Here is a 23,313-nt window from a genome sequence, read left to right as displayed (position 1 = left end):
CGGCATTTATTTGTTATACAACACCTTATCGCTTTTTGCGAAAAGGGCGTAAACACAAGGTATTACCAAGAGGTTTAACAAGGTGGCGGATAATAGACCACCAAGAATTACAATAGCCATGGGGCTTTGTATCTCATTACCGGCCTCTTCCCCTTTTAATGCCAAAGGAATTAAGGCCAAACCTGTGGTCAGGGCGGTCATGAGAATGGGGTTTAAACGATCCGAAGCCCCGGCTTTCAACAAGTGCCTTCCCGAGTAGCCTTCCTTTTTAAGGTCTTCGTACCTACTTACCAATAAAATCCCGTTTCGGGTGGCAATACCGAAAAGACTGATAAAACCTATGGTAGCGGCAATGCTAACGATACCACTGCCAAAGTATACGATAAGGATTCCCCCAATAAGGGCCAAGGGCAGGTTTACCAAAACAATAGTGGCCAAGCGCCAATTCTTGAACTCGTAGTACAATAGCAAGAAAATGATGATGATGGCCAGTACTGCCGAAATGGATAAGAGCCTACTGGCTTTGGTCTCACTTTCGAATTGACCCCCATATACCACACTGTAACCTTCCGGAAGGTCGATAGCTTCCTTTACCTGGTTTTGTATGTCGGCTACCACCGATCGAAGGTCTCGACCCTGTACATTGGCCGCCACTACGATTTTACGGCCCACATTTTCCCTACTTATGGTATTCGCACTACTCACCGAACGAATTTCGGCCAGTTCCGATATGGGTAAATTGGAACCATGTGGCAATACGATCGGTACCTGTCTTAGGAGGTCTTGCTTTTCCCTACTTTCGGGACGTAAACGCACCATGATATCAAAATAGCGTTGGCCTTCATAGACTTCCCCAGCTTTTTCACCAGCTAGAGAGATATCCATTTGGGTCATAAAATCGGAAACCGTTAGACCGTGGGCCGCCAATAACTGTCGGTTGGGTTTGATCTGCAATTGGGGAACTTCGATCTGTTGGTCTACGGCCACATCGGCTATACCTTCAATGGATTTGATCTCGGTCTCGATTTGCGAACCGATTTCGAAAAGACGTTGCAGGTCCGGCCCGAAAACCTTTACAGCAATATTGGCCCGGGTACCCGACAGCATATGATCAATACGGTGGGCCAAGGGTTGCCCCAAGGCTATGTTTACCCCAGGGACCAAACTGAGCTTGTTTCGTACCTCTTCAAAAAACTGTGCCTTTGATTTTCCGTTCAAACGAAAAGGTACATCGATCTCAGCAGCGTTTACCCCTTGGGCATGTTCGTCCAATTCGGCCCTTCCGGTTCTACGGCTTATGGCTACGACCTCGGGCATCTCCAATAGTAAGCGCTCGATCAAGCGACCATTTTTATTGCTTTCGTCCAAGGACATACCGGGCACCCCGGTAGCATTGATTACCAAAGAACCTTCGTTGAATTCGGGCAAGAAACTGCGTCCCAATTGGGTAAAGAGCAGCAAACTGCCCATGAATACCAATACCGTGGCGCCAATAACCAGTTTTGGAACCGCCAATACCTTTTCCAATAGTTGGCCATAGGCTTTTTGTAAGGCGCGTTCAATTCGGGTGCCCTCGGCTTTCTTGGCCAAAACCTTGCCATTACCCAACAAATAAGAGCAAAGTACCGGGGTAACGGTTACCGCCACAAAGAGTGAGGTCAGTACCGAACTTACAAAGGCGATGCCCAGGGGCTGTAACAACCTACCTTCCATACCGCCCAAAAAGAAAAGGGGTATAAAGGCTACGATAATAATCAAGGTGGCTACGATAATTGAACTACGTATTTCAATGGAGGCCAATCTGACGACCTCGAGAATGGGCAAACGCTCTGGCTTTGGTTTTTTAAAATTCTCCCGCAAGCGTTTGTACACGTTCTCTACATCGATTATGGCATCGTCTACCAAGGCACCGATGGCAATGGCCATACCGCCCAAACTCATGGTATTTATGGTGTAACCCATGGCTTGGAGTACGATAATGGTCACCAGCAACGAAATGGGAATGGCCAAGAGTGAAATCAATGTGGTACGCCAGTTCATCAAGAAGATGAAGAGTACCAAGATTACAAAAAAGGCCCCTTCCAATAGGGTCATTTGGAGGTTGTCTATCGAGGCTTGGATAAAATCGGCTTGACGGAAGATATGGCTATTGATCTGTACCCCTTTTGGTAATTGTTGCTTTAGACCGGCAATGGCCGCATCTAATTGGGCCGTAAGATCTAAAGTGTTTACATCGGGTTGTTTAGAGATGGTCATGATAATGGCCGATTCGCCATTCATTGAACCATCGCCGATCTTGTCGGCGGCACCAATACGGACCTCGGCAACATCTTTTAGTTTTATGGGGTACCCATTACGGGTTTCCAACAGACTTTCTTGAAGTTGCCCTACGGTATAGGCCCTACCGTTTCCCTTAACAATAAATTGGTTGCCATATTGTTTAAGAACACCTCCGGGCGCATTGGTATTGGCCCTCCTGACTTTTTCCAAAACCTGGGTCATGGAAATGCCGTAATGGGCCAGTTTATTGGGGTCTACCATAACCTGATATTGCTTATAGTCGCCTCCTAGGACGATTACGTTGGCAATACCTCCAATGGATTTTATCCGGGGTCGGATTGTCCAATCGGCCAAACTTCGCAGTTCCATAGGTGCAATACTATCAGACCGTATACCCAATAACATTACTTCGCCCATGATAGACGATATAGGGGCCATGGTAGGCGTACCCACTCCTTCGGGTAGGTTCTCCTGCACCATGGGAATACGTTCGTTAACAATCTGGCGGGCCCTATAAATATCGGTGCCCCACTCAAATTCTACCCATACTATGGAAATTCCGGCCGCAGACGAAGAACGGATACGTCTTACGTTCGGACTCCCGTTCATGGCGGTTTCCAAGGGGTAGGTGACCAGTTTTTCGACTTCTTCCGACTCCATGCCATGGGCCTCGGTCATAATGGTGACCTTGGGGGCCGTTAGATCTGGGAAGACGTCTACGTTCATGGTCTTGGTATAATAGATACCTACCAAACTCAACAAGACGGCCCCTAATAATATGGCCAATCGGTTATGCAGGGCGAATGCTAATACTTTATTCAACATAAGCTTGCATTTAGTGTTCGTGTCCGTGAGCAGGGGCTGCCCCCGACATAGACGCCATCTTTACCTGATAGGCGCCTTGTGAGACAACCACTTCCCCTTCCTGCAGACCAGCGGTGATGGCTACCGTACCCCCATTTTGAGGGCCTAGTTGCACATCGCGCCGTTCAAAACCTTCGCCCGATAACTGCACGATAACCGAATAGGCCCCATACGATTCCAAAAGGGCGCTTTCGGGTACCACGGTATAAGGTGTGCCATCGCCATAGGTTATTTGAACGGCACTGGTACCACCACTCGGAATATCCAAGGCATCGGATACCTGGGCAAAAACCGATAACAGCGGTTGGGTAGCACTTACCTCTTGGCTCACCGATAATATCTTTCCGCTGTTTTGGCTTAGGCTACGCCATTCGCCCTGGGTTTGGTACCAAAGATCTTGTACCGTTTGTAACCCCTGGGAATACCCTGGTGCTACAAAGGCCTCCAATTGATGTTCGCCTTTGGCATTAATGCTGAACAGATCGTTTCCGGCAGTAACAAAATCGCCCGGGCTAACAGCCAATTGACCAATGTATCCCGATTGTTTTGCCGTTATCCTGATACCTCCGGTCGAGGAAACCGTCCCTAAGCTCTTATAAGCGGCTTGGGCCACTTTGAACTTTTGTTCGGTGGCTTCGAAAGCGGCCTTTGAAATAATCTTGGATCGGTAGAGTTCTTGTCTACGTTCGTATTCGGCCTTGGCCTGCTCAAAATCGGCTTGGGCCTGGGCAATGGTATAGGCCAAATTTGAATCGGTAATACCCGAAGGCTGTAGGGTCATAAGCCATTCGCCTTGGGTAACCTGGGCTCCCTGCGCCAAATCGGGCCTGGCAAAGGTAACCGTACCCGATGCGGTGGCCACTTGATTCGTACGGTTCATGGGCGATACTTTCCATATACCATAGCTCGCTACACTACTATAAACAGGAGTGCGTTTCACCATTGCGGTCTGAAAGGGCATTTTCCAAGCCTGTTCCTTTAAAAATGGTATCGATGCCGACCCATCGGCCTCGTTTACCGTGGCCAAGGCTTCCGTTTCCGAGGCAAAGACCTCCACGTTTTTTACTTCGATACGGTCAGTAAACCCATTGGAGCTGACCTCAAATACCAAATCGTGCATTCCGGCTTCGGTAGGTTTGATCACCGGTTTAAAAATACCGGGATCCGAGGGGGATTTCACTTGGTTGCGAACCCCTTTGCTTCCCTTGACGAGACTCAGGGTGACGGTACCACTGGTTACGGGATCATGCCCATCCATATAGGTCAGGTGGGCGGCAAACCTACTGCTTTTGCCCACTATGAGTACCGGAAATTCTACGAAAAGTTCGGTTTTGGGTGTCCAGACGGTACGGGACTCCCTAGGCATTTCCGGAGCGGCTTCCGGTGCCTGCTTGGTCTGGCATGCTACAAAGAGCATGGCCAAAGACCACATTAATATGTACTGCTTCATTATTTCAAGCCTAAGACTTTATACCTCCCTTTGGTTTGTAGGCTAATGGTTATGTCTTGGTCACTTTCGTTTTTCCAATACCAACCATGGGATCCCAAATAGGGCATTTCCTCGGTTCCCGCATCTGATTGGGCCTTTCCTTTGGAATAGGTGCGATAATATCCTTTTTCAAAACCAAGGCTTGGATCTGGGTCACCATGAAAATCATAGATCAAAGTGGCAGTGGCGCTCCATTCGTAACCTAAGCTGCCCCCTTTTTCGATCTCGAATTTATATTCCAAGGCGCTTTGGGCCGGAACCAAGACCTCTACGGTATCTTCCCTGAGGTCGTAGGTTGGGGTAGCTTCATTCTCCCCATCTTTCTCGGTAAGGGTAAATTGCTCTTGTTCGTTCGCTTCGGTATGCGAACCATCTTCGGCATGGCTATGACCGTGTTCGCCTTCGTGGCTATGGGCCGCTTTTTGATCTTTACAGCTCAAGGTGAATACTAAGGCTAGTGCTAGAATACTGTGTAAAACTTTCATTTTGATTTCTTTTTAAAGTTGATGTTTTAATAATTGTGCCCGGGTCAAATGCAACTCTTTTTCCATTTGCAATTGCTTTTCTTGGGCTTGTTGATAAAATTGGATTTCTTGATGGTATTGCAGATAGGACAGTTCACCGAGGGCATAGGCCTTTAATAAAAGGGCCTCTGAGTTCAGGCTAAGCAAGCTCTCGGTATAGGCTTCCCATTTGGTATACAATACCATATAGCGATCATAGGCCGTTTGGGCAGTAAGTTTTAGGTTGCTTTCGTTGTGCTGGGTAGTCACTTTTTGTGATTCCCATTTCATTTTTTCCGATTTCACCTTGTTTTTACTATTCCAAAGCGGAATACTTAAACCACCTAACAGGCCCGAGTGGTTCTCACCTTGCACCCCTTGGTAGTTGTATCCCAAGCTTAATTTGGGCAAGGATTTGGCCTTGGCCAGGGCAATACTACGCTGAGCCAGATCTTCTTTACCCTGGGGGATCAAAAGTTCTGGATCGTTTTGCAGTTTGTTGACCCAAAGGGTTTCAAACTGCGGTAGTGCCGCCATGGGGGGCATGCTAACCGCTTCCAATTTAAGGGGTAGGTCGCCGTTGAGCCATTGTAATTTGGCTAATTGGCTTTGGCGTTGCTGTTCCAGTTGATCGAGAACAAAGCGTTTGCCCATCCATACCAGTTTGGCCTTATTGAAATCCAAAATACCGGCTTCCCCGGCTTCGAAACTTTTGGACAATTGTTCGTAAACCGTTTTGGCCTGTTTGTAGCGTTCCGACTCGTGCCCGATCTTCCGATCTAAGATCGAGAGTTCTATATAGGTCTTTTGAGCCTTCAGCAAAATATTTTGCCGCTCCAAGGCATAGTGTAGACCGAGCAAGTTTTTCTGCTGCTCTATCCATTGCCCCCGTTTGCCATAGACCGTCGGGAAGTCCATACTCTGGCTTAGCTCCACTTCGGAATAATTCCCTGTACTATGGTTGCCCCAAGGCAGGTAATAACCCGTGATCTCGGGATCGGGCAGATTGTTTTCCGACTTTAGGGCGAGGCTTTCCCCTTCCATTTGGGATGCCAGGGCCTGTAAGCCCGTATTGTTTTGTTCGATACTACGTAATACCTCTTGCAGACCCGGCGATTGCCCAAATAGGCCCATGGCAAAAAAGTATCCGCAGCAAGCGAACACATATTTTGTTTTCATGTGATTTGATTAAGGAATAATACTTAGGGCCAAAGCCCGTAATAGAAGTAGTGCGACCACTTCATTGTAAAGCATTATCCTAGCGCAGGGGGTGCCCGGGGCGCACCTGAATTACCATCGGGTTCGTCGGGTTTGGGAAGGTTCCAAAGGGTAAAGGAACCTTTTTGGGTCTTAAAGAATTCTAGGGTACTTACCGCATTGGGCCTTGGTAAAAGGTACTGGGTAAGCTTTAGCTTTTTTAATTGGGTCTTGCCAGACAGCACATACTCGTGGGAGTGATCGCTATGCGAATGATAGCTTTGTTGTGCCGGATGACCATGGGAAGTATTGGAGAGATCTTCCGTACTGTGGTCATGATGGTGATGATGGTGGTCAACTAAGGTATGGGAATGCGTCCCATGCTCCGTAGCTTGGTGGACATGAAAGTCGTGTGGCACCGAGCTATGTACCACCATAATGGCGGTAATACCAAGAAGTAAAAAGGCCTTAAACCGTGCGAAATACGACATACCGTGGGCAAAAATATAAAAAGTCAATAAGCTTTTTGGTAAAATTGGGTTAATACTGTCATGGGAAACAAGCTGTTAAAATCATGTCTTGATTATTGAATTGACCTATTTTAGGTCGTTTAATAAAGGGAAATCGGATATTTTGGCCCCAAAAAAGACATGAAACGCGCATTGGTTTTCTTGTGTATTTTACTAGGTTTTTCTGTATTGGGATGGGGTCAGCAGAAGATAGACTCGGTTTTTGTTTGTGATGTACGTTTTACCGAAACTAGATTCAACAACCCCCATGCGGGTAGTGGTTTTTTGTTACGTTATGCTGATACGGTGTACCTCTGTACGGCAAAGCATGTGTTGTTCTTTGCGAAAACCGATCGTATGAAAGGAATCGGTTTTGGCGAGGAGTTGGAAGCTTGGCGGTTTGTAAATCGCGGGTCGAAAAGGGTGGTTATTAGGGCAGGGAAACTGGTTAATGAAGACCCCAACGAAAAATTGGACGGTATGCCGATCCATGATTGGTTAATTTTTAAGGCCCCGGACAGCCTTCCAAAACATGTAGCGGTATTTGAACTGCGAAAATCACCCTTAAAATCTGGGGAAACGCTCTATTTTACTGGCTTTCCCTATACACCTATTGAAATGGAACCCATTAGGGTAAGAGGCAGCTTCTTAGGGTTTACCAAAGCCGGGAACCTGAAATTAGATGTGCCCAAGGCGAAATACAATGGTTGTAGCGGTGGTCCCGTATTCGATGTACAGGGGAGGCTGGTCGGCATAGTCTCTATGGGATATTTTAATGCTGAAACGGAGGCCATGGTCTTCGAGCCCGCATCGACCGATTATGTCAAAAAGGTATTGGCCGCTATTGAAAATTAAGGGTCAATTCTTCAATTGCACCCCCGCGTAGTACCTGAAGTGTAAACGACTTTTTCTCGGAAACTTCCCCGGTGTTTCGTGCCAAACGTTCAAAGGTTTCCTCGGTTATGGTCTCTCCATTGATACCGAGTATAATGTCACCGCCTAAAATAACCTCTACGCCTTCCATGATTACTTTTTCAAAACCGCCTTGTAGGCCGGCAAAATCGCCTGGCGATAGATCCACTACCGATTCAACCAAAATACCACTGCCTGTGGGTACATTGAGTAAATAGGCCGTTTTACTATCTAAAAGATATCCTTTGATACCTGTCCAACGCCGGTTTCCGTTAATTACCAGCTCTTTGGCCAGATTTACCGTGGCGGCAAATCCAAGGCCTTGAAACCCACCTGATTTTGAAATGATATAACTCGAAATACCGATAACCTCCCCCTTCAAGTTGAACATGGGCCCGCCGGAGTTTCCGGTGTTGATGGCCGCATCGGTCTGAAAGAATTCGTTAACGGTAAAGCCCGATGTCCGGGTCTTTTCGGCTTTACGGGCGCTGATATATCCCGCTGATAAAGAATGCTCCAATCCGAAAGGGGCACCGATGATAAACACCTGTTCCCCAATTTTGGTTTTGTCAGAGTCACCAAGTTTGGCCACCTTTAAATAGTCTGGTACATAACCTAATTTGATCAGGGCCAGATCGGCCACAGGAGCCGAGCGCAATACCTTGGCCGGAATCTCTTGGCCGTTATGGAATTTTACCGAAATCTGCTCGGCCTGATCCACCACATGGGAAGCGGTCAATATTTCCCCATCCGCAGAAATGACTACCCCGGAACCCAAACCGCCCTGATAGGACATTTGATGGTTGTTGTTCAGTTTCTTTTGGGTGGTTTTTATGGTAACCACAGCTGGGTTTACTTCATTAAAAAGTTTGACTAGACTTTGGGAAAATCCCCACTGAATAAAACATAGAGTAACTAGTACCGAAATCGATTGTTGGAAGTTGCGCCTCATGGAGTTTATATGAAAGGGTTGTGAAAATAAAAATACACATTACCCCCAAAAATCCCACTTAATTTTTTGTTTTCGGAACAATCAAACTGAATACATACCCGAAAATATAACAACTCACCAAACCAATAAGGGCGTACATTAATAAATGGATTTGGGTATAGGCGCTTACATACCAAGTTATCAGGGCACTGCATAGTAAACCGAATAAAGCCCCTGTCGCATGGGCCCGTTTGGTGAGCATACCTAAAAGGAACAAGCCCCCAAGTCCACCGGTAAACAAACCTAGGTATTTATAAAATTGATCCCAGAGCGATTTTATGTTTGAATGGGCCATCCAAAGGGCCAAGCCCAACCCTAGTATACCGGTTACTACAGTGGCATATCGGGCTACTTTGAGTAATTGGGTATCGGATACGCCATGGGCAAACCGACTATGGAAATCGTTACAATAGGCGGTAGCCACCGAATTTAGACTACTACTTATACTCGACATAGCCGCAGAGAAAATTCCGGCAATCAATAAACCTGCTACACCTACAGGTAATTCTTGTACAATGTACCAGGGTAAAAGGGCATCGTTGTTTGAAAGGGTAGGGCTTAAGGCTTGGGGTTGTTCGGAATAAAAAAGGAACAAGAGGCTACCCAAACCAAAAAATAAGAGACTGGCAGGTAAGGTGAGTACGGCATTCGTGTACAAGGTTTTTCGCGAATCTTTTAGGTCGGTACTGGTTAAATAGCGTTGTACAATGGTTTGGTCGGTACCTTGGGTGATCAAAGCCGAGGCCAAGCCACCGATAAATACGACCCAGAAGGTGGTATCGGTAAAGTTAAAGTCGAAATCGAGTAGGTTGAGTTTGTTTTTTTGTTGGGCCAAATCCCACATCTCACCTACGGTGGCACCAGAATCCATTACTACTAAACAAACCACCAAAATACTGCCCCCCATAAGTACGATTACCTGCAATACATCTGTCCAAATCACGGCTTCTATACCGCCGAATGTGGTGTACAAAATGCATAATACCCCCATAATTAGAATACTGGTCTCCACAGGAATACCGCTGACTATAGATATAGCCAAAGAAGGCAGTAATAATACAATGCCGATACGACCTAATTGAAACAAGATAAAGGCCAAACTGCCAAAGGCACGTGCGGTATAATTAAAGCGATCTTCGAGGTACTGATAAGCCGTACGTAGGTTTAGTTTATTGAAGAAAGGGAGAAATAGGTAGGCCACTACGGGGGTAATGGCAATGGCGGCCATGTTCAGAAAAAAGTACGACCAATCGGTAATAAAAGCCTTGGCCGGAATGGCCATAAAGGTAATGGCGCTCAACAGAGTGCCAAATACACTTAAGCCCGATGCCCACCACGGAATACGGCCGCCTCCGGCAAAATAATCGGTGGTTGATTTTTGACGTTTCGAAAAATAAACACCTATCACCAATGAAACCAAAAGGTAAAGTGCCAAGACCAAATAATTCCAGAAACCAAAAGAATTTGTTTGGTAATTGGTCTGCCATACCCAAGTTTTAGGGCTACGGACCCCAGGTGAAATTTCTCCCGAAATCATATAGTACCGATCCTTGTTTTGGGTCAATAGGCCGGTAACAGGCAGGCCTGTGGGCATGCTTTGTACCTTAGACCATGTTTGGGTGATGGTATTATAGGCCAAAAGATCTCGCGAAAAACCCGGATGATGGACCAGCAGGGAATCGCGTTGCCGCAATAATTGGGTCTTAACACTATCGTTTTGAACCTTGGGTAGTTTTAGGGCCAAGGTTTCCAGTCTGTTAAAGAGTTTTTCGTCCGATCCGCCAAAAAGCACGATATGCATAGACCCCGAGGCCATGGCGCTGGCCCCCATATTTATTTGGGTTTGGCCATCTATTTGAATAGGGGTTTCATGTTGCCAGATACCACTAGTAATGCCATATGAAACTACGGATGCCAAGGGTTTCGATTTTTTGCCTTTGGATATAGACCTTCCTCCTATTAGGTATAGTTTAGTTTCTTCCCGGGCTTCTTGAATGGCCAAGGCATGTACCGCCCTTGATAAACCGGGAAAATCGGGTAATCGTTCCCAGCTTGTGGGGCTTTTGATGGCAATACGATATACTGATTGAACACTGGACAAGTCATTTTTACCTCCGGCCACATATACATAACCATTATGTTTCGCAGCGGCGGTATAGGCCAAAGGTTCTGGCAAAGCGGGCCAAGGGGTTTGTGTAACTGTTCCGGATTCCGAATCATAGGATAAGAGAAAAACGCTATCCAAGGTAGTTTTACCATCCTCACCCCCTATGCAAAGTATACCCGAATCTAGTGTTACCGAGGCACCATAGGCTAAAGGCTGGTTCAATTTTTGCCCAGCTACCCGCCAAACATCGTCTACGAATATATAAATGGCATCGCTCCACACTTTTGGACCACCTTCCCAGGGCATTCCCTTCGGAAAGTTGGCACCCCCGACCGCAATAAGAACCCCTTGGTTAACCCCACCCAACATACCGGCATAACCTATAGACGGTTGTGAACCATGCGACGGTAATACACCTATTGGATTAGATGTAAAGAATCGATTTTCTTGCCCTAAAAGGAGTTGAACACCGATTAATAGGCACCAAAGGAGATGTTTAGGGGGCATGGCCATTGGGGGCTATCGTTTTCTGTACTTTTTTGGGGTTTTATCCACACCGTCGGTAAGCCATTCCAAAGAGAATCGGGTAAATGGATTGCTCGCATGTTTTTCTGCTTCATAGAATAACCCAATTTGTCCGTTGTCGAGAACGGTCATGGATGAATAGGCCGAAAAACCGGCATCTATGGTTTTACCGTCACTCCAGGTCTTACCTTCATCATAACTGATTCTTACGGTCATTTGTATGCGTTTGTCCACCGATTTGGCATTGGAGAACAATAGTCGGTCTTTGTCATCGCCTTGGGCCTTACTGCTGTAACGAATGATACTGGCATTGCAACCGGGGTCTATCAAAGTACTATCGGCATGGCTTTTCCAGGTTTTTCCTTTATCGTTGGAAAGGTGAATGTAACGGTGACCCTTTTTATTGGTACGGGCATTGACCATCCATTGGCCATCGGATAATTCAATTATCTTGGATTCGTTGGCTGGGGCAATGGGCACGTCGTTCAAGAACCAGGTATTCCCATGGTCTTTGCTTCCAAACACATGCATGCCATTATCAAGGTTTACCATGCAATGTAACAAGGTGCCATCTTGAGTCTGAATGCCTCGGCCAGAGGTAATGAACTTAAAATCGCCATGCCATTCGGGTTTAGCGATCTGTGCGGTTATATCAATAGGTTTACTCCAACTTTTGCCATTGTCGGTGCTTTTTACATAGTGCAGGTAATACACATCTTTTTCCTTGTCTAGGTCCATATAGTTATAAAAAAGGAAAAGGGTCTTGGTTTCTTGATCGAGTATAAAAGAAGGGTCTGAAGCCGATTGACCCAAAGGAAAATCTACTATGGTCTCAATGGGCCCCCAGTGGGTTCCGTTGTCCGAACTTCTACGTAAAACGATATTAATGTCTTTGCTCCACTTTAAATCTCCACATGAAGGTACCCGTTCGTCTATGGCCGCAATTAAGTCGCCATTTGGGGCCGTGATCAAGGCCGGAATGCGGTAACAAGATACCGAGTCGTTCATTTCTTTATTAAAAAGATCAATGGTAAAAGGTGTATTGATGATGGTGGATGCCATTTGCTTTTTAGAACCACAGGCGGAGAGAAAAAGAACGAGTCCGAGGCCAATGAGGGAGTAAATTGGTTTCATATCAAAATTTAGTTTAGATATTAGATTTTTCAAAGGATTGGTAGCATTGGTATAGGGCCCGGGGCACATGGAAACAGCCTTTCCATTTGCCTCCCTTTAAATCCAATAGTACCTCACCACGTCTGTTGAGGTAACCGAACCATTCGTCATTTTCGGGGTCCGCAAAGTGTTGCCAACTATAATTGTGTACCTTCTGAAGCCAGGATTTTATTTCGGCACTTGGTTTATGTTCGTAGGCTTTGGCCAAGGCTACTAAGGTTTCTAGATGGACCCACCACAATTTTTGGTCCCATTCCAGTTGTTGGGGCGGGTGGCCCTTACTGTCCATAAAATAAAAGATACCACCGAATTCGGGATCCCAGGCATAGTCTAGAATAGATAAGACGCTACTTATAGCTTGATCCATTAGGGTTTGGTCTTGGCGCCTTTTGGCGATATCCATCATAAACCACATAGCTTCTATACCGTGGCCCGGGTTCAGTAAACGCCCATCGAAACAATCGCTTTTTTTGCCATCGGGATAGACATTTTCATAGATTAAGCCGCTTTCTTTGTCCCGAAACACTTGCATAACCTCATGTATACATTGGTCCAAGGTGTGTTCTACCGTATCGGAATCCAGAATATGCTCTAATTCCAAAACGAGGTTGGATAAGATCATGGGAAGGGAGAAGCCTTTTAGGGGCCTGTTCCCTGTTTTTTTTTCGTATTTACCCTTTGGGTTCGATTGGCGTGCCAAAATTTGGTCGAATGTGCTTTTGGCCAAATTCATATAATGGGCGTCTTGGGTGGCCTTTCCGTATTGGGCAAAGGCCATGGTCGCAAAACAGTCCGAAAATATATTGTAGGCAGCTACCAAAGGCCGGCCATCGGCCATGGTCGAGAAATAAAATTTGCCCTTAGGATTGCGGGCTTTTTGTTCTAGAAAGGTAATTCCGTTTTGTGAAATGTTGAGCCATGCCGGATTTTTTTCAACCTCATTATAGAGCATGGAGAAGGTCCAAGCCTGTCTACCCTGTAGCCAAATAAATTTATCGGTGTCGTAAATTTTTCCTGAACGGTCAAGACAGCTAAAATAACCTCCATTTTTCCAGTCAACGGAGTGGTTTTCCCAAAAGGAAATTACATTGGAAAATAAGGCTTCTTTATATAATGTCGCAAATGAATCCATATTACAGAGTTGTTAATATGTAATACATAATACAAAAATAGAAGAATTACTCATTAAATTACGGTTTTTTTATAGTTTTACATTCAGATGTAGCTATATGGCCAGTTTAGATAACCTAAAACCGCTTTCTTCCTTAACCTTGGTGGATCGGGTAGAGTTGCGGATCAAAGATTATATCAAGGAAAACCGCTTAACGGTCGGGGATGCCATTCCGAAAGAAATGGAATTCGCCGAAGCCTTAGGGGTAAGCCGGACGGTAGTTCGGGAGGCCTTGTTACGACTACGGGCCATAGGCATGGTAGATTCGAAAAAACACAGGGGCATGGTATTGACCCAACCCGATTTAATAGCGAATTTGGGCAAGGTGTTAGATTCCAATATGCTTAGCAAAGATACCCTCAAGGAAATTTTCGAGTTGCGTTTGATATTGGAGATGGGCATGGCCGATTTTCTATTTGCCCGAATAACAGATACCGATTTTGAGGCCTTGGAACGTATCGTGGCCGAAGAACAGACCCAAAATCAGGATGCTACGGTTTTTGCAATGGAATTAGAGGTGGCCTTTCATGGTACCTTGTATGGGATATCGAAGAACGAAACTTTATACAGGTTCCAAGATATGCTGCTACCTGTTTTTAGGTATGTCCACGAGACCATGTTACCCGATTTGTATCCGTATGATTATAGTGGCGATGCTTTTGTTTCGCATGCTGATCTTTTAGATCTATTGAAAAAGGGGGATCCTGAAAAGTTCAGGCAAGGTATGAGACGTCATCTAGAACCCCATTTTGAAAGGGTGTTACAGACATTCGATAAATAAAGGATTAGGGCAGGTTGCCCAAATAGGGTGCAATTCCTTCGTTTTCCAGTGTCCGCATAATTTTTGAATACACATTGGTCGTGAGATTGGTATGGGGAAAACGGCTTGGGCCCAAGGGTAAACCAAGATAATCCAAAAGCCCTTTAGCGACACCCAAAAAGCTACCGTAGGCCACCAAAATCTCTACAAATCGTATGGCTTTTTGTTGTAAAGAGGCCGCTTTTTGGTGTTGCCCCACGGTAAAGGAATTAGCTATGGCCTGGTAGAGCGGGGCTATTTGATTATAGGTGCTTCCTACCCAAGAATGAGCTCCTGACCCAAGGCTCGGTAAAAACATTTCATCGACACCAAACATTATATTTTGATTATCTGTTGAGTTATGTAAACAATGTGTAAAACCCATTAGATTGTTTTCGGTAAACTTGAGTCCTGCAAAATTGGGTATCTCTGTTTTTGCACGCTTCATAAATGCAACAATGTCGATTTGGATTTTAGATAAGACAGGTATGTGGTAATAGTAAAATGGAAGCTCTGGGGCAGCTTCGGCAATCGATTTACAGTACTGTATCAAAAGATTATTGTTGGTTATGGGGTAGTAATACGGGGCCAAAGCCGAAATGGCATCTGCCTTACCTATGGAATGTGCCGCTAACTCTTGGGCCAAGGGTAGGCTAGTATGACCTACATGGTTAATGATTTGAAAACCATTTGGCTTGTTTTGATGCCAGGCCGTTAGCAGTTCTTTTCGCTCTTGAATGGAGAGTGATACGAAATCTCCGGTCGATCCATTTACGAATACCCCTTTTATACGGTTGTGGGTTAGATATTTTGTGTAGTATTCAATTCCATTTAATTGAAGGGTACCATTTGACTGTAATGGGGCGTAGGTGGCAGCGATTAGGTTGGGCATAATGGAATTATGTTAATATGTTATACATATTTACAAAACTAACAAATCTATACCAAATCGGATTTAATTTTGATGTCGAAAGTAATCTGGGCAGTGTTGATGTGGATTTTAAAAGAGGAAAAATATGATAGAGAAACCAGATTCCGATTTTTATAGGAACAGGCCGGTGACCTTCCCGACCAGTGTCGGGACGCTCTATTCGTGATTATTATTAGCGATAATCCATTCGATATACTTCCGGCTCTTTTTCTTTTTGATGCTCAGTTCGCGTTGATTGGCCTCTGCTCTGGTATCGAAAGCTTCGGTATATCTTAATTCCCAGTCCTTGGCTTTTTTGGTATAGCTGGCCCCGTTACCCTGATTGTGGCGCTGAATTCTTTCTTCAATGTTTTGGTAATGACCTATGTAGTAGCGATCTAAGGTTTGGCTATAGATAATGTATACAAAGTATTCCATAGGGCAATAAACGAAAAAAGCACCGAAGTTATCGGTGCTTTTGGTGGAGAATACCGGAGTCGAACCGGTGACATTCCCGACCTGTGTCGGGACGCTCTATTCGTGATTATTATTGGCGATAATCCATTCGATATACTTCCGGCTCTTTTTCTTTTTGATGCTTAGTTCGCTTTGGGTTGCAGCTGCCCTAGTATGGAAACCTTCGGAATATCTTAATTGCCAATCCTTGGCTTTTTTGGTGTAGCTGGCCCCATTGCCCTAATTGAGGCGCTGAATTCTTTCTTGAATGTTTTGGCAATGGCCTATGTAGTAGCGATCTAAGGTTTGGCTATAGATAATGTATACGAAGTAATCCATAGGGACATAAACGAAAAAAGCACCGAAGTTATCGGTGCTTTTGGTGGAGAATACCGGAGTCGAACCGGTGACCTCTTGCCTGCCAGACTCCAAAATTGCATTTTTGATAATCTCAAAAAACAACATAAACTACACGTAATCAGAATATTACATTGTTTTTGGTTTTAATTGATTTCAGTTGATATCAATAAAAAGTGAGCAAAAAGTGAGCAGAATTTTCCATAACTTGAAGGCAAAGAAAATACTGTGGCAAGGGTAAAACTAATATTGGATAAACGAAAAAGTTCAGCCATTTCCGGGACGAAACGGTATCCGATTTCCGTACGGGTATTTCATAGGAAGACGAGGTTGTTAAGACTCCCCTATTCAACTACGAAGGAAGGTTGGGATGAAAAAAGGGAGTGCCTGAAAAAGTCCGTATCGGCAAATTTCGGGTTGGATTGTGAATCCATTAATAGGGACCTTTTTTCCAAATCGAAGAAGGCCCAAGAATTGATCCATAAACTTGGACAGCGCATTTCCGATTTGGATATCGATTTTTTGGTAAAAGAAATCCAGGAATCATGGGAAGATGAAATTGACGACGCACTAAAACTTAAAATGAGAAATAGGATCACCCTCAAGGAATGGGGTGGGGTAATGATCAACAGAAAATTGAAGACGAATAGCCCGGGCACGGGTGCTTGGTATAAAAGCAGTATTAGGGCATTTGTCAAGTTTAATCAGGGAAAGGATATTCCCCTAATAGATATCGATGTTACTTTCTTGAAGGAATTTGAGATAGCCCTTTCATCGCAGGGGACGGCCAATGGGGGAATCAGTTCATATATGAGGGCAGTAAGGGCCATTTATAATAGTGCTATTTATGAAGATAAGCTGAGTGTACCCAAAAACCCTTTCCATTATTATAGACTTCCGTCGACTCCGCCTACAAAAAAGCGTGCTTTGGACATCAAGTGTATTCAAGCTATCCGTAACCTTCGTTATGAAGAGGGGAGTATCCTTTGGCATACCCGAAATTATACCATGATAATGTTTAATTGCAGGGGAATGAACTTTATTGATCTTACTAAACTAAGAATGAAGAATATCTTTGAGGACCGATTGTATTATGGGAGAAGTAAGACTGGTGATCCGTTATCAGTTAAAATTACCCGTGAATTGTTTGATATCCTTCAGTATTACATCCATGGAAAACGAAAGGATGACTTTCTTTTTCCAGTTAAATATGATGGCTCAACGGAAATGTATGAAACCTACAAGACCTATCGTACCCGAATGAATAAAAGGCTAAAGGTTTTGGCCAAAGATGCGGGAATTAATGAAAACCTTACCACCTATACCATTCGGCATTCATGGGCAACCATTGCCAAGCATATAGGAATATCAACAGAAATAATCAGTGAGGGACTTGGCCATAGCTCCCTTAAAACCACAGAGATTTATTTAAAATCCTTTGGGAACAAGACTTTGGATGATGCCAATGAATTAGTTCTTGGAGCTACCGTTTAAATGAATAAGCAGGTTCAGGAAGTTTGAATTAATCCTGAAAATAGATTTGGCACGATTTATTTACATAAGATAAAAACCACATTAATAGTTATTTGGGGATTATGTAAAGGTAGGATTAAACATTTTTGTAAATCAATAAATGCACAGAAGTATAGTTTAAACGGTGTACAATTTATTCTTTGAATTCACAATCCAATACGCATACGATTCTTTAACTCCAGTACAATAATTTTGAGAATAAAACCTTGGTTGAGTATATACTACAGCTACACCATGTTCAATTGCGAAAAGGGCCATCGCTAAAGAATTTGGTTTTGGACCATAAGGGGCAAGTATTGATTTATAACTTCCATTGTTCGTTAAGTCTGACAGCTTGTTAAATGCATCAGATGTATCAAGGGCATGAACTCTTTGCATTTCGTTAATGGATATTCTTGGGTAAGATTGGTAAATTCTTCGAACAAACTCCCAATTTCTTTGATAATGAGGAGCACCTGGTGGATGAGGAAACAACAGCTTAACCTCAGCGTCACTGTATTTACCTGTAAGTAAATTTGGAAGTCCTAAGGGTACAAAACCAACGGAAACAATTGCCAAACTAATTTTTTCATTTCTGTAATCTGTCGACATGAAAGTTGGGATATGACTCCAATCTGAAGGATCCCAAGATAGTTCCTCCGAGGTATATTTTTTAGGTTTTGTATAAGTAACAATTAGGTTATTGAGATTATCATTTTTTAAAATGATTTTTAACATTGGGAAAAAAAATCTTTTTGGAAGACTTGAGATATCCAGAACAATATTACCATTTGATTCATTTAGAAACGAATTGAGTGGTCTAAGAAATGAATCAACATTTTCCAAAAGATTTACATTTATAATCTCACTATCCCGAAGGCCTAAAGCTTTTAACATTGAATAGTTTGCTTGGATTTTGTTTACCTGCGGAATTATAAAGTCTGAGTGCGGAGGATTGATGTTGAAAAAGAGTCTTCGGCAAATTTGGTTTGTTGGAAATTTTTGTAGAATTCCAAAACATCTGTCTTCAAATGATATGCAACCTACAATATTCCATTCCAAGGGGTCTGATTTAGAGAAAAGCCATGAGAATTCACCCCATGGCCTGAATTTTTCACCTAGCATTACTTATAAATTTAAAGAAATTTGGCCGCTAGAATTGTTGTTGCCATTTTTCTTGTTGGATAGATTTTTTTTATTGAACTTACCATTTTTGCAACTGGTGAGCCAGTTATTCACAATGTTGGTGGTCGTATATATTGGTTCCTTGGTATGGCCTGAAGGCAGTCTAAATTTTGGAGAAAGAATTGGATTTAAATACCATTTTATTCTTTCCCTTTTATCCTTTAATTTGGATGTATGCGGGGCATCATACAAATCGCCGTAATCAGTTGCTTCATTAAGGAATTTTTTTAATTCAGTTTCCTTTTCTAATTCCTCCACATCAAGAGAAAATCCATAATGTCCAGGATTGGACATGGCTAAATCTTCCACAAGTGTTTTATGAAAAAAGGAGCCAAGAAAACTAATAAACAATTTTCTTTGTTTGCCTCCTTTCTCCATAGATATATTTTCGTGCCAAGCATTACTGGCTTCGATTATGCCGATAGTTTGAATTTCTCTATCAAAACTAACTAAATCTGTAAAATCTTTGTCATTTTGAGTGTCTCTAATCCATACATCCCAAATGCTTCGGCATATTTGAAGGAATGCTAAAATGTTACTTCCCGATAAGGAAAGTATATCCTCTCTTCCATACCATATCAATTGTTGATTATTTCTCGATGCAATCTGAATTAAGGCTTGGGATAATCTTTCTTTTTTCCACCATTTTTTTTCCCACGGATATGGCAATTCTACGGGAATATTATACATCACTTCTTTTTTGTGTTTGCCTCGTTGGCGAACCCAAGCTTCACCTAATCGAGCACCGAGTGGGTTTTCACTTGCTAGTTTTTTAAGAAAAGAATTCCATTGTGATGGCCATTCACTATTGAGTTTTAAAGCTTTATATCTATTGGTCTTCAAATAAAGCTTAGCAACATCTTCAGGTTTACCGCTTCTTCCAAATATTTCTAAAAGAAGCTTTTTATTTCTTGGTAAATCGATTCCCGATAACTTTATTCGCCTAGTTAGAATATCTTCAGCAAAATCTGGAAATATCCAAGTCCGTCTATTTTCCTTTCTTTTTAACAGGGCGTCTATTGAGATGTCTATATAATTTCTTCCTTTTTCTAATCGGGCAGAAGTACCAAAGATTAACCCATTTTCATTCCATGCAAAATGTCGAGTCCCTAATCTATAAGATACGGAAGTATCTCGCATAGCTAATAGCTTATGAATCATTTGCTGGTACAATTTATATGTCTTTTCAGACATACCTTCAAGCCATGCCAATTCTTCATACTGGTCAATTCTGACAAAGACTTCCGTGGTTTCAGATATAATTTTACAAAATCGAAGAAGTTTGGAAACGACTGTCATTGGATAACCAATTACGGTCTTTGTCGACTGGATTTCTACAGGTAAAGCATCTATATTATAATTTAAGAAATTGCGGTAAGTTCTGATTCTCGAATCCAATTTTTGTTTCAAACCTAAAAAGGTTGAAACATCATCTAAAAAACCATTCCAGCATGGATCGAGGCACAATTCTTTTGTGAAAACTTCTAATTTACTTTCATTTAAATCTATTCCGATTTCTTTTCCTAGTTCATAATTTTTATCACCTAGTAGTTCAATCGAATCTATTATATCTAGTACAATCCAATAGTTTAGATAATCGGCAAAGTAATACGGAGATTCTTCGAAGCCTTTTTGAACATTAATAGGCCTCTGACCGAAGTCGCTAACACCACTTCTTCTCAAATTTATACCTGCTCCGATAAATTTGTTTAGGTTGCTAGGCACAGGAAACTCCTTATTGTTTATGTAATAGGCTTTTCTAATAGTTGGTTTTAACAAACTGAGTAACATACTTTTTCCAGTACCAGGAAGCCCTTTTAAAATTACATGACCGGGCTCAAATAAAGCTAATGCATTGTCAACCAAATATGGGCTAAAAAGCTGTACGAAGTTTTCTGAACCAATAGACTCGGTGAGATAAATTTCGTGAAAAGGATTTCGTCTATTTTCCATAATCAATTTCTTGAGTGCCTAGGGAAAAGAGGTACCCACGTTTTCGAAGTACAATGCAGAACCGGAATTGTATTATCTGGTGCATTTGAATAACTTATTAAAAAGCCACCAGTATCTCTATAACCAAAAGGTGAATATGGTATTTTGTTGCCAGGTACAAGCCCTCCACTTGTCAAGTCGTATATGCGATTAATAAATTCACGAATTGTGATAAAATCTAAATGCTCATCAGCTTTGGGGGAAGTACTAATAAAAGAAGACTCTGAAAGTTCAATAACTGCTTTATATGATAACTTTTCGAACTTACGAGATAATTGATTTAGTTTTTCAATTCCTTTAGGACAATTTATTAAGGGAATCACCAACACTTCGATATCTAAGTCTTTTTCCATGAGGAATTTGACAACTCCTTCAATTTGGCTACCTGAACCAACAAAATCCTCTATTAGAATAATTTTATTAATGTTGTGATTATTAATATGTTGTAGGTTGGAATTCCATTTGGGTTGGTCTGGCCCCTCTTCATTTATCCCATACCATTGAGGACGCATTTCATTCCAAGCCGTAGAAGGTATATTGTTCACATGGAAAAATGAATTAATGTTTAGACTGTCCGTTATCGGGCAAATCCAACAATCCTTGAGAGCTTGATTTAATTCGGATTTAGCATTGGAGAAATCATTGAAGGATATATTTTCAATATCAATGAGCCATTTAGCAATTAACTCATTATAAGCTACTCTGTATAGCGTGTTAAACTCACTTATGCCGATATAAAATAAATGACTAAGAATTTTAAAAAGATTTTTCTTATCTGAATCTGAAGAAACATTATCCAACCAGTTTTCAAGCCTTGTATTAAAGTTAATTGCCTGCCCTTGAATGGGTTCATAGTCATGAAACAACTCTTTCGACAAAAACCTTATTTGGGCATGTATTTCTCTATATGATTCATCAAGAGTTTCAGAAGCCCATTGATTTACCAAAATTTCAATTCTACTATTCATAAGTTAACAATTGATCTTTAACTATTTTGGCAATAATATTGGATAGTGGAGGTGGAACCGCATTTCCAATCATTTTATATTGATCTCTCAAGGAGCCATAAAACTCATAATCATCAGGAAACCCTTGTATTCTGGCAGCTTCTCTTACTGTGAATCCCCTGTTTTGATTAGGATGTAAGGCATATATTGGATTTCCAAAGCGAGTGTCAACTGTAATGGAAGGGTTTTCCATAGATAATCTCCTATATTTTCCATTAAATGTTCTAGTTAAATCGTAAGAATTACTCCCTTTCCGTTTTATATAACCTTTGCTTTCAAGACTTTTAAGTTTTTCTATTGTAAAAGTCCTATTTTCTTTAAGAAGATCATCTACATCAACAGGGTCGGCATCCCCAAAACTTCTCTTTCTATTGGTTCGCCTAAGTTTTCTCAAGGATACTAGTATTTCTTTTTCTATATTGTCGACTTGGCCAAATACTTCTGGTATTTCCCACGTGGGAACGGATCTTGAACCCCCTCTAACATTACATAGCTTCTGATTAGGGCCTATCCTTGATGCTATTTTAAGTTTATCGTTAGCTAAAGTTACCAAATCATTGTGATTAACTTGGGATTCCAAACTGGATAATACATCTTTTAATGTTTTATGTTTTATATTTTTTGGCCAATTGATTTTATCAGAACAATTTGTTTTCCAGGCAAAAAATAAAACCCTCTTTCTCATTTGAGCCATTCCAATCTCCAAACAATTAACTTTTATAAGCTCAGTTTTATATCCATTAGACTTAAAGAGGGACTCTAGTGTATCCCAATAATTTTTAAAAACTCCGTATAAAGACCCCATTACATTTTCAGAGACGAAAACTTTGGTTTTTAATTCAAGAGCAATTTCACCACCCTTTACCAAGAGGCTGTTTCTTGGGTCAGTATATATTCTATTTCCAGCAGTTGAAAAACCTTGGCATGGAGCACCAGAAAAAACAACATCTACAGGTGTTTCTCCAATATACTCTTTTATGTTTATTTTACTTAAATCCTCATTATAAGTTGGGACGTTTAAGTTTTTTTCCAATACGGATAGTGCAGCTGGGTCAATATCAAAACTACCTAGACTTTCAAATTGGTTGATATGAAATCCATAGTCTGCTCCGCCGCAGCCAGAAAACAATCCGACAAAATTAAACTTGTTTTGGGTCATATTTTTAAGTCCCTGTAAATAAGGTCTTTAAAATCAAATTTAATCAGAGGGGGTTCTTTTAATAGAATAGGATTACTTTTCAAACTAATCTATATCCTCCGAATGTATTAAGAATTCGAAAATTGAGTGACAATAATAGGAAAGATAGTTAATCAATTCTATTATAGATAACTTTTTTGGACTAAAGTTTGATACAGCAATGGTTTACATAGCTT

Annotated in this window: 19 protein-coding genes; 3 read left to right on the top strand and 16 right to left on the bottom strand. The window is 42.2% G+C overall.

Features of this window, described 5'->3' with window-relative positions; all coding sequences use genetic code 11:
• Positions 1-6 precede the first annotated feature (6 nt).
• The 5 genes from B7P33_RS06475 to B7P33_RS06455 all read right to left on the bottom strand — a co-directional run bounded on the left by B7P33_RS06475 (position 7) and on the right by B7P33_RS06455 (position 6,824).
• Entirely contained in the window at positions 7-3,105 is a 3,099-nt protein-coding gene (locus tag B7P33_RS06475) for an efflux RND transporter permease subunit (protein WP_097441152.1), read from the bottom strand.
• 10 nt (positions 3,106-3,115) lie between these two features.
• Positions 3,116-4,594, bottom strand: coding sequence for an efflux RND transporter periplasmic adaptor subunit (locus B7P33_RS06470; RefSeq protein ID WP_097441151.1), 1,479 nt, complete (start codon positions 4,592-4,594; stop codon positions 3,116-3,118).
• Positions 4,594-5,118 (bottom strand): hypothetical protein, encoded by a 525-nt coding sequence (locus B7P33_RS06465; protein ID WP_097441150.1) that lies wholly within the window; start codon positions 5,116-5,118, stop codon positions 4,594-4,596. The genes B7P33_RS06470 and B7P33_RS06465 overlap by 1 nt, the downstream gene beginning before the upstream one ends.
• Positions 5,119-5,130: 12 nt before the next feature.
• On the bottom strand, positions 5,131-6,315 hold the full coding sequence (locus B7P33_RS06460; protein ID WP_097441149.1) for a TolC family protein: 1,185 nt from the start codon (positions 6,313-6,315) through the stop codon (positions 5,131-5,133).
• Between the two features lie 74 nt (positions 6,316-6,389).
• Complete coding sequence (locus B7P33_RS06455) at positions 6,390-6,824, bottom strand: hypothetical protein (protein WP_097441148.1); 435 nt, start codon at positions 6,822-6,824, stop codon at positions 6,390-6,392.
• Positions 6,825-6,983: 159 nt separating this feature from the next.
• Between B7P33_RS06455 and B7P33_RS06450 the strand changes: the two genes are divergently transcribed.
• Positions 6,984-7,697 (top strand): S1 family peptidase, encoded by a 714-nt coding sequence (locus tag B7P33_RS06450; RefSeq protein WP_097441147.1) that lies wholly within the window; start codon positions 6,984-6,986, stop codon positions 7,695-7,697.
• On the opposite strand, the gene B7P33_RS06445 is transcribed toward B7P33_RS06450, so the two are convergent.
• The 4 genes from B7P33_RS06445 to B7P33_RS06430 are packed head-to-tail and all read right to left on the bottom strand — an operon-like array spanning position 7,684 to position 13,682.
• Positions 7,684-8,706 carry a S1C family serine protease gene (locus B7P33_RS06445; RefSeq protein ID WP_097441146.1) on the bottom strand — a complete coding sequence of 341 codons (1,023 nt, stop codon included), beginning with the start codon at positions 8,704-8,706 and terminating at the stop codon, positions 7,684-7,686. The genes B7P33_RS06450 and B7P33_RS06445 overlap by 14 nt on opposite strands.
• A gap of 58 nt (positions 8,707-8,764) precedes the next feature.
• Positions 8,765-11,365, bottom strand: a complete 2,601-nt coding sequence (locus tag B7P33_RS06440) for a sodium:solute symporter family protein (protein WP_097441145.1) — start codon at positions 11,363-11,365, stop codon at positions 8,765-8,767.
• A gap of 6 nt (positions 11,366-11,371) precedes the next feature.
• Positions 11,372-12,511 (bottom strand): sialidase family protein, encoded by a 1,140-nt coding sequence (locus B7P33_RS06435; protein WP_245871685.1) that lies wholly within the window; start codon positions 12,509-12,511, stop codon positions 11,372-11,374.
• Between the two features lie 13 nt (positions 12,512-12,524).
• Positions 12,525-13,682 (bottom strand): n-acyl-d-glucosamine 2-epimerase, encoded by a 1,158-nt coding sequence (locus B7P33_RS06430; protein WP_097441144.1) that lies wholly within the window; start codon positions 13,680-13,682, stop codon positions 12,525-12,527.
• 97 nt (positions 13,683-13,779) lie between these two features.
• Here B7P33_RS06430 and B7P33_RS06425 point away from each other — a divergent pair, with 97 nt between their 5' ends.
• Positions 13,780-14,502: a FadR/GntR family transcriptional regulator gene (locus tag B7P33_RS06425; protein ID WP_097441143.1), complete on the top strand. Its 723-nt coding sequence runs from the start codon at positions 13,780-13,782 to the stop codon at positions 14,500-14,502.
• Positions 14,503-14,506: 4 nt separating this feature from the next.
• Here the strand turns inward: B7P33_RS06425 and B7P33_RS06420 are convergent, their stop codons facing one another.
• The 3 genes from B7P33_RS06420 to B7P33_RS19815 form a co-directional block, all read right to left on the bottom strand.
• Positions 14,507-15,412 carry a dihydrodipicolinate synthase family protein gene (locus B7P33_RS06420; protein WP_097441142.1) on the bottom strand — a complete coding sequence of 302 codons (906 nt, stop codon included), beginning with the start codon at positions 15,410-15,412 and terminating at the stop codon, positions 14,507-14,509.
• A gap of 195 nt (positions 15,413-15,607) precedes the next feature.
• Positions 15,608-15,868, bottom strand: coding sequence for a GIY-YIG nuclease family protein (locus B7P33_RS06415; RefSeq protein ID WP_097441141.1), 261 nt, complete (start codon positions 15,866-15,868; stop codon positions 15,608-15,610).
• A gap of 258 nt (positions 15,869-16,126) precedes the next feature.
• Entirely contained in the window at positions 16,127-16,225 is a 99-nt protein-coding gene (locus B7P33_RS19815; RefSeq protein WP_141402407.1) for a GIY-YIG nuclease family protein, read from the bottom strand.
• 435 nt (positions 16,226-16,660) lie between these two features.
• Here B7P33_RS19815 and B7P33_RS06405 point away from each other — a divergent pair, with 435 nt between their 5' ends.
• Positions 16,661-17,737 (top strand): tyrosine-type recombinase/integrase, encoded by a 1,077-nt coding sequence (locus B7P33_RS06405; RefSeq protein WP_172435872.1) that lies wholly within the window; start codon positions 16,661-16,663, stop codon positions 17,735-17,737.
• 156 nt (positions 17,738-17,893) lie between these two features.
• On the opposite strand, the gene B7P33_RS06400 is transcribed toward B7P33_RS06405, so the two are convergent.
• The 4 genes from B7P33_RS06400 to B7P33_RS06385 are packed head-to-tail and all read right to left on the bottom strand — an operon-like array spanning position 17,894 to position 23,098.
• Complete coding sequence (locus tag B7P33_RS06400) at positions 17,894-18,880, bottom strand: hypothetical protein (protein ID WP_097441138.1); 987 nt, start codon at positions 18,878-18,880, stop codon at positions 17,894-17,896.
• Between the two features lie 3 nt (positions 18,881-18,883).
• On the bottom strand, positions 18,884-20,893 hold the full coding sequence (locus tag B7P33_RS06395; protein ID WP_097441137.1) for an ORC-CDC6 family AAA ATPase: 2,010 nt from the start codon (positions 20,891-20,893) through the stop codon (positions 18,884-18,886).
• Between the two features lie 2 nt (positions 20,894-20,895).
• A complete protein-coding gene (locus B7P33_RS06390; protein ID WP_097441136.1) occupies positions 20,896-21,900 on the bottom strand; it encodes a phosphoribosyltransferase-like protein in 1,005 nt (334 codons plus the stop codon).
• On the bottom strand, positions 21,893-23,098 hold the full coding sequence (locus B7P33_RS06385) for a DNA cytosine methyltransferase (protein WP_097441135.1): 1,206 nt from the start codon (positions 23,096-23,098) through the stop codon (positions 21,893-21,895). Before B7P33_RS06385 ends, B7P33_RS06390 begins: the two co-directional genes overlap by 8 nt.
• Positions 23,099-23,313 lie beyond the last annotated feature (215 nt).

The sequence above is a fragment of the Sediminicola luteus genome (genome assembly GCF_002514735.1).
Classification (GTDB): Bacteria; Bacteroidota; Bacteroidia; order Flavobacteriales; family Flavobacteriaceae; genus HQA918.
The sequence above is the reverse complement of the archived record's forward strand: the minus strand, read 5'-3'. Positions and strand labels throughout refer to the sequence as shown.